14 protein-coding genes are annotated in these 13,573 nt (G+C 39.9%); 1 reads left to right on the top strand and 13 read right to left on the bottom strand.

Annotation, left to right across the window (positions count from 1 at the left end):
- Positions 1-50: 50 nt before the first annotated feature.
- From I6F42_RS03445 to corA, 12 genes are all read right to left on the bottom strand, one after another.
- Complete coding sequence (locus I6F42_RS03445) at positions 51-938, bottom strand: F0F1 ATP synthase subunit gamma (protein WP_024607607.1); 888 nt, start codon at positions 936-938, stop codon at positions 51-53.
- Entirely contained in the window at positions 935-2,515 is a 1,581-nt protein-coding gene (locus tag I6F42_RS03440; protein ID WP_024607606.1) for an alternate F1F0 ATPase, F1 subunit alpha, read from the bottom strand. Before I6F42_RS03440 ends, I6F42_RS03445 begins: the two co-directional genes overlap by 4 nt.
- Positions 2,515-3,315, bottom strand: a complete 801-nt coding sequence (locus I6F42_RS03435; RefSeq protein ID WP_010552607.1) for a F0F1 ATP synthase subunit delta — start codon at positions 3,313-3,315, stop codon at positions 2,515-2,517. The genes I6F42_RS03440 and I6F42_RS03435 overlap by 1 nt, the downstream gene beginning before the upstream one ends.
- 3 nt (positions 3,316-3,318) lie before the next feature.
- Positions 3,319-3,600: a F0F1 ATP synthase subunit C gene (locus I6F42_RS03430; RefSeq protein ID WP_010552606.1), complete on the bottom strand. Its 282-nt coding sequence runs from the start codon at positions 3,598-3,600 to the stop codon at positions 3,319-3,321.
- 34 nt (positions 3,601-3,634) lie between these two features.
- Complete coding sequence (locus I6F42_RS03425) at positions 3,635-4,324, bottom strand: F0F1 ATP synthase subunit A (RefSeq protein WP_197150918.1); 690 nt, start codon at positions 4,322-4,324, stop codon at positions 3,635-3,637.
- A complete protein-coding gene (locus I6F42_RS03420) occupies positions 4,308-4,637 on the bottom strand; it encodes an ATP synthase subunit I (protein WP_010552604.1) in 330 nt (109 codons plus the stop codon). The genes I6F42_RS03425 and I6F42_RS03420 overlap by 17 nt, the downstream gene beginning before the upstream one ends.
- Positions 4,630-5,001, bottom strand: coding sequence for an AtpZ/AtpI family protein (locus tag I6F42_RS03415; RefSeq protein ID WP_024609582.1), 372 nt, complete (start codon positions 4,999-5,001; stop codon positions 4,630-4,632). Before I6F42_RS03415 ends, I6F42_RS03420 begins: the two co-directional genes overlap by 8 nt.
- A 20-nt stretch (positions 5,002-5,021) precedes the next feature.
- Positions 5,022-5,414, bottom strand: coding sequence for a F0F1 ATP synthase subunit epsilon (locus I6F42_RS03410; protein ID WP_024609583.1), 393 nt, complete (start codon positions 5,412-5,414; stop codon positions 5,022-5,024).
- Positions 5,389-6,846: a F0F1 ATP synthase subunit beta gene (gene atpD / locus I6F42_RS03405; RefSeq protein WP_101163439.1), complete on the bottom strand. Its 1,458-nt coding sequence runs from the start codon at positions 6,844-6,846 to the stop codon at positions 5,389-5,391. The genes I6F42_RS03410 and atpD overlap by 26 nt, the downstream gene beginning before the upstream one ends.
- Complete coding sequence (locus tag I6F42_RS03400; protein WP_197150916.1) at positions 6,843-9,227, bottom strand: phosphoketolase; 2,385 nt, start codon at positions 9,225-9,227, stop codon at positions 6,843-6,845. The genes atpD and I6F42_RS03400 overlap by 4 nt, the downstream gene beginning before the upstream one ends.
- A gap of 70 nt (positions 9,228-9,297) precedes the next feature.
- Complete coding sequence (locus I6F42_RS03395; RefSeq protein WP_008168384.1) at positions 9,298-9,537, bottom strand: SHOCT domain-containing protein; 240 nt, start codon at positions 9,535-9,537, stop codon at positions 9,298-9,300.
- Between the two features lie 180 nt (positions 9,538-9,717).
- Positions 9,718-10,815: a magnesium/cobalt transporter CorA gene (gene corA / locus I6F42_RS03390; RefSeq protein WP_225305725.1), complete on the bottom strand. Its 1,098-nt coding sequence runs from the start codon at positions 10,813-10,815 to the stop codon at positions 9,718-9,720.
- Between the two features lie 666 nt (positions 10,816-11,481).
- On the opposite strand from corA, the gene I6F42_RS03385 reads away from it, so the two are divergent.
- The gene (locus I6F42_RS03385; RefSeq protein WP_101163438.1) at positions 11,482-12,297 is read left to right on the top strand and encodes a PRC-barrel domain-containing protein; all 816 of its coding nucleotides are present in this window, start codon (positions 11,482-11,484) and stop codon (positions 12,295-12,297) included.
- A gap of 174 nt (positions 12,298-12,471) precedes the next feature.
- Here the strand turns inward: I6F42_RS03385 and I6F42_RS03380 are convergent, their stop codons facing one another.
- On the bottom strand, positions 12,472-13,197 hold the full coding sequence (locus I6F42_RS03380) for an HAD family hydrolase (RefSeq protein ID WP_024590347.1): 726 nt from the start codon (positions 13,195-13,197) through the stop codon (positions 12,472-12,474).
- Positions 13,198-13,573: the final 376 nt, after the last annotated feature.

The raw sequence follows: 13,573 nt of genomic DNA, 5'->3' as shown, positions 1-13,573 counted from the left end.
TAAAAAACAACACATACAGCTGCAAATTCAACCTCTAAGATCAACAGCCTCTAGTCTATTTTATTTAGTAATTCATAACCTGCAAGTACATCACTCAACTCCTCGTCAATGGTACTTTGACGCAGAGTATTAAACTCACTCGAAAGCTTATCAAGTAGCTCTTCAATATTTTTTTCAGCGCGTTGCATTGCGCCAAGACGGCTGCTATTTTCGCTGACCAACGACTCGGCACATGCACGATAAAGAGAAATAAAAATATACTCGCGGATCAATGCCCTTATTGTTGTAGAGTGCTTACAGAGTACTTCTGGCAAAGCTTTAGTTGGCCATAAAATATTTTTAAAATTATCTCGCCATTGCTCGTCAAGTGGGAGTAATCGCTGAGACACACATTCATAAAGCGCGCCTTGTTTAGGTTGATTATAAAACACCAATACACGGCAACCAGGATTAAGAACCAAGCTTGATTCACTGTCTATTTGAATTTGCCTAACTAAGGTATCTATATCGTGAACACTCACTGGCACTGTGTATACTTTTACTAAATTAAAGCCGGCATCGGTAAGTCGAGATGCAGCACGTGCGCCTACTACCCAAATTAGAGGTGGCTGGGTCTCGTTACTTAGCGCTTTAATTGTAAAGTCGGTGATACTTTCATTAAATTGCCCTACCAACCCTTGATCTGAGCCGAATATGATCACACCCACTCTGCTTTCATTTAAATTTTTGGGTTGTGGTGAAAATTGAGATGACATGTCATCACGCAAACTCGCACTTAATCCTAACTCAACTGCCCGGTAGTAATCGGTCAATGAGCTAATCGATTTTTCATATTGCCCAATACTCGAGGCAGCAAGTGCCTTCATCGTTTTTACAACGCCTTGTAAATCACTTGCACTGGCTATTTTATGGCGTAAATTAGCGGCACTATTGCTCATGTTGTTATTGCCTTGTTTTCAGACTCAAAATCAACAAGTGCGCGCTTAGCCAACTCAACAATTGTTTGTCGATCGTCATCACTTAAGCTTTTAGCGGTATCAAATCTATCACACAAAGTATCGTCTAACTGCGCAACTGCTTTTTTAAGAATATTTTTTGCGTCGTTTATTTTTAGCAGTTCAATCGAATCTAAAAAGCCATTACTGAGTGCGAGTAATAGCATAATTTGCTCAGGCACTGGCATAGGTGATGATTCAGATTGATGTAAGCTCGCTCGAATTCGCCGTCCATGTTCAATTATACGCCGTGTATCATCATCAAGTCGGGCACCAAAACGAGCAAAGGTTTCTAGCTCTTCAAATTGAGCATATGCAAGCTTTAGATCGCCAGCAACTGCACGAAATGCAGCACGCTGTGCTTTACCGCCCACACGAGAAACCGACTTACCAACGTCAACGGCTGGTAATACACCTAGAGCAAATAATGAGGGTGATAAATAAATTTGTCCGTCGGTAATCGAAATTAAATTAGTTGGAATATAGGCTGAAATATTTTGAGCTTCGGTCTCTATAATGGGGAGTGCGGTCAAGGAACCACCGCCACGTTCTTTATTTAAATGGGTCGCACGCTCTAGTAATCGTGAATGAATATAAAAAATATCCCCAGGAAATGCTTCTCGTCCGGGCGGTCGTCGTAACAACAAAGACAACTCGCGGTAAGCTCTTGCGTGCTTAGTTAAATCGTCATATACAATAAGTACATCACGTCCTTGCTCCATAAAATATTCTGCAATACTGGTTGCAGCGTAAGGCGCTATATACTGTAAGCCCGGTGGCTCATTACCCTCTGTTGCAACAACAACCGTATAAGCCATTGCATTTTGCGCGCGTAATATTGCTATTGATTTAGCGACCGTTGATGCCCGCTGACCAATAGCGCAATAAATACAAATTACATTTTGTTCTCGCTGATTTAAAATCGTGTCTATGGCTATAGCTGTTTTACCTGTTTGCCTGTCACCTAAAATAAGCTCTCGTTGTCCTCGCCCTATTGGGATCATCGCATCAATTACAATAAGTCCGGTTTGCAAAGGCGTAGTAACAGGAGAGCGGTCCATAATTGGTGCAGCTGGACGCTCTATTGGTAAACGCTGCTCGGTTTGTATAACGCTTCCACCGTCTAGTGCCTCGCCAAGTGGGTTTATCACTCGCCCTAATAGCGCATTGCCAACCGCTACATCCATTACACGACCACTGCGGCGCACTTCATCCCCAGCTTGTAAGTGGGCGTATTCACCTAAAAGCACAACACCGACTTCTTTTTCATCAATATTAAACGCAATTCCAAGCACATTACCGGGAAATATAATTAGTTCCTCAAAGCCAACGCCAGGTAATCCCGACACCTTCGCAATACCCGTTGATACACTGGTAATAATACCAACTTCATGTAAGTTCAATTTTGAGTTAACTGTTTTTAGCCCTTGCTGAATGTGCTTAAATACATCACCAAACGCGTTTCTTAAACTGTGTATTTTTGTGTTTTTATTTTGAGTGTTTTCGCTAAGGTTACTCATCACTTATCAACAGGTTGAGAAGTTGTAGGCTGAGCTGTTTTTTGTTTTAGTAGCATATCAACTTCCTGCTCGATTGATTGTAAGTAATCGTCAATACTCCACACCAGCTTTTGTCCATTGACACATAACTCAATCCCGCTGATAAGGCTCTCATCGGTGGTGAATTTAATGGTAATATCTTTTGAAAACACAGTATTAATAGCATTCTTAAGTGCTAAACGCTGAGATTCAGTTAGCTCAAACGCACTTTGAATTAAGGCAGGTACAAATTCACTATTTGTACTTAGCGCCTGCGCTAAAGTGGTTTTTTTGTCGTCATCAAGCTTATATAAGCGCGCTGTAAACACCTCACATATTTGTTGTTCTAAAGTTGTTGATGCCAGTTCAGTTAAGGTTTTGCGACTAATAGCAAATACCTCTTGCTTAACTTTTCGACTTAAAGACTCCTTTAAATTATCAGTCTCTTTTACTATATTTTGTTGATATTTAGTGCCCCAGCTTTGGACTCTTTTTTGCGCCTCTAACATAAGTGTTTGCTCTGCTTGCTTAGCACTCACGCTTACTTGTTGCATCTTTTGTGTACGTTGTTGTTCAAACTCTTCATTTTTCAGAAAAAACTTTTCACGCTCCGCCAGTGCTTCATTTTGGTTTGTTTCAGCATCGTCTAACTCAGCGGCTATACGCTCTTCTCGCTTATCAATAGCGTGCAAAATTGGTTTATATAAATAGCGTTTTAGTAACCACACCAAAATTAAAAAATTAACCACTTGGGCTGCAACTGTAAACCAATCAATTAGCATGGTTTAACTTCCTGCAGCTTGTGCGATAGCGTAGTTCCAAAACGGATTGGCAAAAATAAGAATCATCGACACGACAAAACAGTATATTGCGGTCGATTCAATCATCGCAAGCCCTACAAAGAGCGTGCGCGTAATAGTTGCTGATGCATCAGGTTGCTGTGCTAATGCACTCAATGCCGTTGCTACTGCTTTACCTTCGCCAAGCGATGGACCTAAACAACCAAAACTAATTGTAATTCCTGAAATAACGATTGATGCCATTGCGATCATTGTCATGCTATCCATGTTCTCTCCAAGTATGATGTGTAGAAATACGTGATTAATTAACTCGTTGTTTGGCTGGTTTTACTGAGCGCGTAGCCGCAGCAATATAAACGGCGGCTAAAATAGTAAAAATATAAGCCTGTACTAAGCCTGTAAGCAAACCCAGTGCCGTCATTACGATTGGGAATATAAAGGGTGTAATGGTTAACAAAATGCCAATGATCATTGCCCCGCTCATCATGTTGCCAAATAACCGCACAGCCAGAGCAAGTGTCCGTGATAATTCGCTAATAATATTAAATGGCAACATAATAAAAGTAGGAGCCATATAAGATTTTAAGTAATTGCCAAGCCCTTGTTCACTGATACCAAATAAAGGCACTGCAATAAATACGGTGAGCGCCAGTGCTGCTGTAGTCGATAACGATGCCGTGGGTGGCTCATAACCCGGAACAATGGTAAACATGCCCGCGGTTACTAAAAATAAAAACAGTGTGCCTAAAAAGCCAAGGTATTTTTTAGCGTCATTCAAGCCTACGTCTTCAATTTGTTGTGTGATCCCCGTTACTATAATTTCTAAAAAATTTTGCCAACGAGAACGCTTTAACGTGGTTGAAAGCTTACGGGTTATCAATATCGAACTAATCACCAAAACCAACATTAAAACCCAAGTGAAAACGATGGTTGCATTGAGTTTTAAAAAACCATTTTGCCAATAAATAACCGTATCAGGACTCAGGTGCATGATGTGTCACCTTTGCTAAATGAGAGGTTGATGCAGTACGGGTAACATAAGTGGTAATAAAACGGGCTATCAAAAAGCTAAATAAACACAGTGGTAATTGCAACCAAGATCTTGATAATAAGTCACTCGTCATCACACTATAAAAGCCACTTAAAGTAATTCCCATGCGTATAAATAAACTCAGCACAACCCATAGCGCTGGGTGAGTCGATACCATACTTTTTTGCACCGTCCACCATAGGCCACCAAAAAATAAGGCACCAAGCATTAGACCTACACTAACAATAATTAATACGCCGACTAGCTCATGCATCTTCGTCATCCTTTTGCTGATTATCACCGTGTTGATCTTGATGTATCGCGCTGTCTTCTTTGCTCATCCAGTGCCACGCGTTAAAGCACCCAAGTGCTAAACCCGCAACCAATAAAGCCAATGTCCATGAATGATCGCTTTCATAATGCGAATCTATATACACACCTAAACTTGCACCAAGTATGGTAGGCACTGCAACCGACCAACCAATGAGGCCCATCATTCCTAAACCAAACCATATTTTTTGATGAGAGTTAAGCCTTGCTTTTAGCTTACGCTGGGCTTTTATTTCTACTTGTTCTGCAAGTGTTGATGAACTGCTTTGTGAGTCTTTTGAACCTAGGTCGTCTTTTTTGTTTGTCATAAATAAATAGCTTTTAGTGGTTAAAGTCGAAAACGATTTAAAAAGCTACTTTCTAATTTAGCCATCACTGTTCTTACTTGTTGTGCTTGTTCATTGAGTGCCAAAAACTCTTTATCTACAGCGCTGCGAAGTGTTGCCAGATCAGTACCTAATATGGCACTTCGCACCGATACCAGCACAGTGTTTCCTGTTTTAATTAATACGCCCTCATCTACGGCTACAAATATCTCACCGTCTTTTTCGCAATTAAATGTCAAAATACCTGGGGTTAGAGGCGCAATACAGTCAAGGCGATTGGGTAAAAATCCGTACGATCCTTCGCTTGTTTCGGCAACAACATGAGTCACATCATGCCTGTCGAAAAATATCTCATACGGCAGCAATAATTTAAGGTGTATCTGAGTTTGCGTCACCGCTTGTATCCTCATTATTATTTACTGTGGATTTTATTTTGACCTCACTTATGGCACCTATCATATAAAGTGCACTCTCTGGCACGTTTTTAAATTCATCATTTAAAATGCGTTCACACCCATCTAGCGCATCATCAAGGCTAACAAGTTTGCCTTTATAACTAGTAAATTGCTCTGTTGTAAAAAATGGCTGAGTAAGAAAACGCTCTAAACGCCTTGCGCGTCCAACAATGTTGCGGTCCTCAACTGATAACTGTTCAAGCCCTAACATAGCAATAATATCTTTGAGTTCATTGTATTGCGCTAAGGTGCTACGTACCTTTTGTGCAAGTAAGTAGTGGCGCTCTCCCACAACCCCGGGGCTCGCCATTTTTGAATTAGATTGCAGGGGATCTATAGCCGGAAATAATCCTTCGCTTGCGCGTTTACGAGAGAGCACAATAGAAGCCGATAAATGCGAAAATGTATGAACTGCGGCCGGATCGGTAAAATCATCGGCAGGTACATACACCGCTTGAATAGAAGTAATAGCACCATTTTGTGTATTGGCAATTCGCTCTTCTAACCCAGCAAGCTCTGTGCCCATAGTAGGCTGATAACCAAGCCTTGAAGGCATTTGCCCCATTAAGCCCGATACCTCAGAGCCTGCCTGAATAAAACGAAATATATTGTCGATTAGCAACAGCACATCTCGCTGCTCATCATCACGAAAATACTCAGCCATAGTTAAAGCTGCATGCCCCACCCTAAAACGACTCCCAGGTGGCTCGTTCATTTGCCCAAAAATCATCGCCATGTTTGGCAAAACGCCCGCGTCTTTCATTTCGCGATAAAGCTCTTCGCCTTCACGGCAGCGCTCACCTATGCCACAAAATAGGCTAACACCTTTGTGCTTGCCCACCATATTGTGAATCATTTCAGTCAATAACACTGTTTTTCCAACACCTGCACCGCCAAACAATCCCGCTTTGCCACCACGTTCTAACGGCACCAGCACATCAATTACTTTTATACCGGTTTCAAAAATCTCTGATTGAGTTGACCGTTCGGTTAATGGCACTGGCTTATTATGTACAGAGCGCCACTGAACATCTTTAAGCTCACCACCGCCATCAAGCGTGTTACCAAACACATCAAACATTCTCGATAAGGTTCCTTTACCAACAGGGGTAAGTAACGGTCCACCACTGTCAACAACTTCCATGCCACGCGCAAGTCCTTGTGTAGGCGTGAGCGCAATTGCTCTTACATGATGCTCATTGCGCTGCTCTAGCACTTCAAAAATACACTGTTTATTTTCGCCAGCACTAAGCATTGAATTAATCGCAGGTAGCTTTGTGTCAAAACGCACGTCAATTACGCTACCGCGTATAGCGGTAATTGTACCGAGATTTTCAAATTTACTAATCGTGGATTGAGCTACAAAATTCATTGATGCGCCTGCCACTGCCAATTACGAATTTCAGGGAGATCTTGCCCATGCTTATTAATATATTTTTTATGCTCAACAAGCTTTTCTTCAAGCTGTTTTTTTAGTGCGTCTCTTTTTGTACCCAAGTTTGGCAGGCGTTGCAGTGTGTCTAACACTAAATGAAAACGATCAATCTCGTTTAATACCGTCATATCAAAAGCAGTTGTAATAGTGCCTTCTTCTTTATACCCGCGAACATGAATATTATGATGATTATTACGCTTGTACGTAAGCCTATGAATAAGCGTTGGGTAGCCATGAAATGCAAAAATAACCGGCTTATTAATAGTAAACAGAGTGTCAAAATCCTCTGCGATTAACCCGTGAGGATGTTCGGTATTAGGCTGTAAACGCATCAAATCAACCACGTTAACGACCCGGATTCTAAGATTACTAAAATGCTCGCGTAAAATCATAACGGCTGCCATCGTTTCCAATGTAGGCACATCACCACAACAAGCCATCACCACATCAGGTGTTGCATCTACGCTATTACCCGCCCATTGCCAAATGCCAATCCCTGCCTCGCAATGTTTAACAGCTGCCACCATATCTAACCATTGCGGCGCAGGATGCTTGCCTGCAATAACTACATTAACGTAATGACGACTTCGCAAACAATGATCCATTACCGACAGCAAGCAGTTAGCATCAGGCGGTAAATAAACGCGCACAATTTCAGCTTTTTTATTAATAACATGATCGATAAAACCCGGATCTTGATGGGTAAAACCGTTGTGATCTTGTCGCCATACATGCGATGCCAGTAAATAATTAAGTGAAGCGATTTTTTTACGCCATGGTAAACCTGCCGCCACTTTTAACCATTTAGCATGTTGATTAAACATCGAGTCAATAATATGAATAAACGCTTCATAACTATTAAACAAACCATGGCGGCCGGTTAATAAATATCCTTCAAGCCAACCTTCGCATTGATGTTCACTCAGCATTTCCATTACTCTGCCACTAGGCGAAAGCTGCTCATCGTTGCTATGGGTTGCTGCATTCCACTGTCTATCGGTTACCTCTAACAGTGCACCTAAACCATTGGATACTGTTTCGTCAGGTCCAAATACTCTAAAATTACGTTGCTCGTCATTAAGCTCAACTATATCTCTCAAAAATGGACCTAAAACTCTGGTATCACCAATTCCTCGTATACCAGGAGAGATTACTTCGCATGCATAATCGCGAAAATCAGGCATATGCAAATCTTCTAGCAGCAACCCACCATTCGCATGAGGATTTGCTCCCATACGGCGATTCCCCGTTGGGGCCAATTCAGCAAGCTCTGGTAATAAACGCCCTTGTGAATCGAAAAGTGTTTCTGGATGATAGCTACGCAGCCAGCTTTCTAATAATTGCAAATGATCTGGATGAGCTGATGGGCTAGAAATAGGAACCTGATGCGCACGCGATGTTCCCTCTATCTGAAAACCATCTACGAGCTTTGGACCCGTCCACCCTTTAGGTGAAATGAGGATAATCATTGGCCAACGTGGACGAGTTGGATCGTTATTATCGAGAGCATCTTTTTTTATTTTTTTTATTTGATGTATTGCGACATCAAGTGCTTTAGCCATAGCCTGATGCATTAGCTCAGGCTCATGTCCTTCAACAAAAATAGGGCTCCAGCCATAACCGAACATTAATTGCTCTAATTCTTCACGGGTAATACGCGCTAAAACGGTAGGATTGGCAATTTTATACCCATTCAAATGCAATATAGGGAGAACAGCACCGTCACTGATAGGATTAAGAAACTTATTAGAATGCCATGCAGTTGCAATAGGCCCTGTTTCTGCCTCACCATCACCCACCACACAAGCAACTATTAAGTCTGGATTATCAAATACAGCTCCAAACGAATGACTCAAAGAATAGCCCAGCTCGCCACCTTCATGAATCGAGCCCGGACACTCGGGCGACACATGACTAGGAATGCCACCGGGAAACGAAAACTGCAAAAACAGTTTTTGCATACCTGCTTTATCTTGGCTTATATCAGGGTAAATTTCACTGTAGGTCCCCTCAAGATAAGTATTAGCAACCATAGCTTGCCCGCCATGCCCTGGGCCAGATACATAAATCATATTTAGATCGTGTATTTTAATAACGCGATTTAAATGCGCATAAATAAAATTTTGCCCGGGTGTTGTTCCCCAGTGCCCAAGCAACATATTTTTAATATCACTTAGTATCAGTGGGCGCTCTAAAAGTGGGTTATCGCATAAATAAATTTGACCTACCGACAGGTAATTCGTGGCACGCCAATATGCGTCAATTAACTCTAATTCTTTTGATGTTAATGAAGGAAGAATCATATGCAGGGTTTCCATCTTGTCGCATCCAAAAATGCTTAAGCCATGCTCTATATAAGAGCATGGCGAGGATTAGCCAGCGCACTAACTACGCAGTGGTAGTTATGTCCTGTTTTTTTTGCTCGAATTCTTTTTTGTCAATATCGCCGCTGGCGTATCTTTCATTAAGAATATCAATTGCTGTTTTATTAGACTCTAACCCATAGCGTCTATGGGTTCGGTAGCTATAACCCCAATGGCTTAAACTCGATATGAGCAATAACCACATACCAAACCATAAAAACCAACCCCAACCTGAGTACCACTCACTCCAAAATTCATGACCCATTTTAATCTCCACTTAAAATATGGAGCGCAAAACACTTACACCCCAATTAATACAATGAGTGTAAGTGAGTGATATTATTGGTTCTGTTCGCTAGCGTACGCATTTATTATTGTTAATCATAAGTAGTTGTTTTATTGAGCATTTACTTGCTGTTTCTATTAAATTTTGTTTCTATTAAAGTTAATTTCTATTAAGCCAACCTTTACGCCAAAAAATAAATATCATTGCTGCCGTTATCAAAATAAAAACACACCACAAAACGGGATATGCCCAAGTCCAGTTTAGCTCTGGCATGTATTTAAAGTTCATTCCATAAATTCCAGCTATAAATGTTAACGGTATAAAAACAGAAGATATAATAGTAAGCACTTTCATAATTTCATTCATACGATTTGAAATAGCTGACATGTATAGCTCACTTAAACCGCTTACCATTTCACGGTATGACTCAATAATTTCAACAATTTGAATATTATGCTCATACACATCTCTAAGGTAAGGGCGCGTAGAGTCATCTATTCTGCCTCCTTCCTCGCGATACAAATGGTCGATAACCTCTCGCATAGGCCAAACAATTCTTCTTAATAATGCCAATTCTCGTTTAATACTATGGATATGATGCAGTACGTGGGGAGTTGGATTTTCAAGTGTTGTTACTTCAAGTTCCTCAAGGATATCGCCATATTGTTCAAGTACCGGAAAACATTTATCAACCAGTTCATCAAGTAATGCATAAAGTAAATAACCAGTACCATTTTTGCGAATACGACGATTTTCTGTATGCAAACGACCGCGAACGGATTGCCACACGTCTCCTGGTTTTTCTTGAAAACTCAGTAAAACATTGTCATATAAAAGTAAGCTAACTTGCTCAATATCAAGGATTGTATTATTGGGCTCATGCGTCTCTAGCTTCAACATGCTTAATACAACAAATAAATGATCGTCAAAAAATTCGATACGAGGTCGCTGAGGTACATGTAAAATATCTTCTGCGGTGAGCGTATGAAATGCGAAATGATGTTGAAGTAAACCAACAATATAAGAGTCTGTATTACTCACGTGGATCCACCTCACTGTTGCCCACTCGGGTTGAGGAGTTTTTAAAAACTCATCAATATCACTAACCTCTTTGGCTTCTATACGGCTAGCTGAATAATCTATATAACGTATAACAGCATTGTTTGATCTTGTTGGCGCTAAAACACCAGCAACGTATTCAACTTTGGGTGACGGCCCAGAAATAGTGTTATATTTATGTTTTCTCGACTTGCGCACATTATATAGCCCCAATGCTGGAGCACCCAACTTTCTCTTTTTATTATGTATTAACATTATATGCTCGATTACTTTATTTAAAGTTAGCTGAATAAAGTGAGTATTATCAACACTTACAGCGCGAATAAAAGTCAGTCACAAAGCCACGCTACTCAAAAATAAGCATAGAGTCCGTGCGCTAACACTCAAATATAATGTCAGTTTTAAAAATACACTTCGCACGTTCTAATTATTCTTGTTATAGCGTTACCTAAAAATCAATGAAAAATAACATTGCTTGTTCGTCAGCGCACAGACCTTTGTTTTTCAAAAGCCGAAACTGGAAATATTAATCTACTTATCGTTTGTACTTTACAGCTTATAAAAGCATGGTTTTTTATAGATAAGCATTAGGGTCTGTTGACCTTTTAAGATAGAAATTTGTTCTATCTAGGGGCTATTTAATCGCGGCGCAAGGTTTGCAACCTAGCGGGCTCGGTAAAAACCGAGCAAAGCTTCCGCATCCAGCTCACGCTCTAGAATTAACCCAAAGGGCTGCGCATGTTTAACCTCAAAAGATAAACGTGCCCTAAATAAGAAGAAAGCACTTGATAAGCAAAAGCGCGTTAAAAACTGCAAAAATAATGCATTACAAATGCAAATAACCCACTAAAAAGGATCGTTATTATGTTACGTAGTATGAAAGACTTAGAAGGTTGTGCAATCGCTGCTAGTGACGGTATTGTAGGCAAAGAAAAAGATTTTTTGTTTGATGACCTAGCATGGGTGATACGTTATTTTGTTGTAGAAACAGGCACGTGGCTATCGAGTCGCAAAGTTTTAATTTCCCCTATTGCGGTGCAAAACCCAAATTGGGATGAAAAGATTTTCCCTGTTTTAATCAGTAAAGACCAAGTTAAAAATAGTCCTGGTATTGATACTAATAAACCCGTTTCACGACAACATGAAATGGATTACCTAAACTACTATGGATACCCGTATTACTGGATCGGTACTAATTTTTGGGGAAGCGGGATATATCCCTACTCCTTATATCCTGGCAATGACATTTTTGAACATAGTGTCGAAGGTGCCCGCAGCGCAAATCTAATTCATAAAAGTATAAAAAGTCAGCATGATCAAAAAGGGGATCCTAATCTTCGTAGTTGCAAAGCTATTATTGGCTATAACATACACGCTAAAGACGGAGACATTGGCCATGTATCAGGATTTTTAGTTGAAGAAAATACATGGGCGGTTCGTTACCTAATTGTTGAGACGAGCAATTGGTGGGGAGGACATCAAGCACTTATCCCGTCAGCATGGATTTACGAAGTGCAATGGCTCGACAACTCAATTTCAACTGATTTAGTTCGTAAAGCGATAAAAGATGCGCCGGTATATGAGTCAAATAAAGAGATAACTCAGGACTTTGAAGCAGCTGTTTTTCATCACTATGAACTTGCTGCATACTGGGAGAAAATTGCTAAAACAGTAAAATAAACAAAGTTAAAACAGGCACAAATTCCAAAACAAGCGTGTCTTAATCTGCCTTTTATAACACTCTTACCAAGCAAATATTCAAGGACGATATTTGCTTTTATACTTAAAAACGTTTCCTCAAAATGCTATTTGTAAAACCCAGGTAAAATTCAAATAAGATAAGAGCAATACACATCAATACACATCAATATAAAACAATTTTTTATTTGAATTTAAATTGTATTCAATTAAATCCACTTTATAAGAAAAACCGTAGTTGAGTAAATCACTTATACTATCAATACTCGTATCCGCCTTTCGATAGGTAAGTAGCTGCTTAATATCGTGGGCATAATGTCCTTGACGTGGAAATATAGTTGTTAAATCATTTTTCCACTGCGCTTTCATAGCAGCTAAAATACGTAACTTATCATCTACCATTACATAATGTTTAGCGGGGTACTGCTCTTTTATTGCTGCAAGCATTTGCTCTTTGTGAACATATATCAACACCCTTCCCTCCACTGCATCCCATAAACCGGAGCGTAAAATTTTAAGTGGTTGTAATACAATATCGCCATCAGACAAAATAACGGTGGGGCCAAATTGTTGTAAATGTTCAATCACAGCAAGTGCGTTAGGGTAAAGCCTTTCTTTATATGGATAATTAATTAAAAAAGAAGAAATCAGATGCAGTCTCGGATCATCAGAATGTTCCATTCGATAACACTGTAGTGCGCCCAAATAGTCGGCATAACCGAGTTCTTTACGAAGTTTTTCAAAAATAGACCAGTAATGGTCACTATTTTCACAACCAAATTCACCTTCTAAAAAATCTTTCAAATGGCTTAAAATAGTATCGCTATCGAGCAATGTATTATCAACATCTAGTAAAAATACGATATCGGGAACTGTTTGCACGCGCTGTCCTTAAAATAATTTAAGTACTTTATATTTTATTATATGAGTTTATTAATATTGACTCTGTACGGTATCGCGCCAAACAATGATTATTAAAGCTCATATATTCAACGCTCGTTACCTTCTCAAAATTACTATAAATACAGATAATGGGTGATTTATGTTCGCTGTGGCACAGACTCAAAATTGCAAAGCCATTAGGATAAAGCGGTCATACAAATTGTAGAATAGTCTTTTAAGCTATACGTAGTACTGCTTTTATACCAATTTGCTTAATTAAGTAAGCTATTTTGAGGTAAGAAAACCGTGTCGATAACAAGGCAAAAATTTCGTTATTTAGTTGTTCTTTATCAGAAATTTTTAACACAGTTAGCGT

It is taken from the genome of Pseudoalteromonas sp. SWYJZ12, from assembly GCF_015864395.1.
Taxonomy (GTDB): domain Bacteria; phylum Pseudomonadota; class Gammaproteobacteria; order Enterobacterales; family Alteromonadaceae; genus Pseudoalteromonas; species Pseudoalteromonas arctica.
The sequence above is the reverse complement of the archived record's forward strand: the minus strand, read 5'-3'. Positions and strand labels throughout refer to the sequence as shown.

Excerpts from the sequence above, each read along its gene's own strand:
- I6F42_RS03445 (WP_024607607.1), bottom strand. The coding sequence starts at position 938 with ATGAGCAATAGTGCCGCTAATTTACGCCATAAAATAGCCAGTGCAAGT.
- I6F42_RS03440 (WP_024607606.1), bottom strand. The coding sequence starts at position 2,515 with ATGAGTAACCTTAGCGAAAACACTCAAAATAAAAACACAAAAATACAC.
- I6F42_RS03435 (WP_010552607.1), bottom strand. The coding sequence starts at position 3,315 with ATGCTAATTGATTGGTTTACAGTTGCAGCCCAAGTGGTTAATTTTTTA.
- I6F42_RS03430 (WP_010552606.1), bottom strand. The coding sequence starts at position 3,600 with ATGGATAGCATGACAATGATCGCAATGGCATCAATCGTTATTTCAGGA.
- I6F42_RS03425 (WP_197150918.1), bottom strand. The coding sequence starts at position 4,324 with ATGCACCTGAGTCCTGATACGGTTATTTATTGGCAAAATGGTTTTTTA.
- I6F42_RS03420 (WP_010552604.1), bottom strand. The coding sequence starts at position 4,637 with ATGCATGAGCTAGTCGGCGTATTAATTATTGTTAGTGTAGGTCTAATG.
- I6F42_RS03415 (WP_024609582.1), bottom strand. The coding sequence starts at position 5,001 with ATGACAAACAAAAAAGACGACCTAGGTTCAAAAGACTCACAAAGCAGT.
- atpD (WP_101163439.1), bottom strand. The coding sequence starts at position 6,846 with ATGAATTTTGTAGCTCAATCCACGATTAGTAAATTTGAAAATCTCGGT.
- I6F42_RS03400 (WP_197150916.1), bottom strand. The coding sequence starts at position 9,227 with ATGGAAACCCTGCATATGATTCTTCCTTCATTAACATCAAAAGAATTA.
- I6F42_RS03395 (WP_008168384.1), bottom strand. The coding sequence starts at position 9,537 with ATGGGTCATGAATTTTGGAGTGAGTGGTACTCAGGTTGGGGTTGGTTT.
- I6F42_RS03385 (WP_101163438.1), top strand. The coding sequence starts at position 11,482 with ATGTTACGTAGTATGAAAGACTTAGAAGGTTGTGCAATCGCTGCTAGT.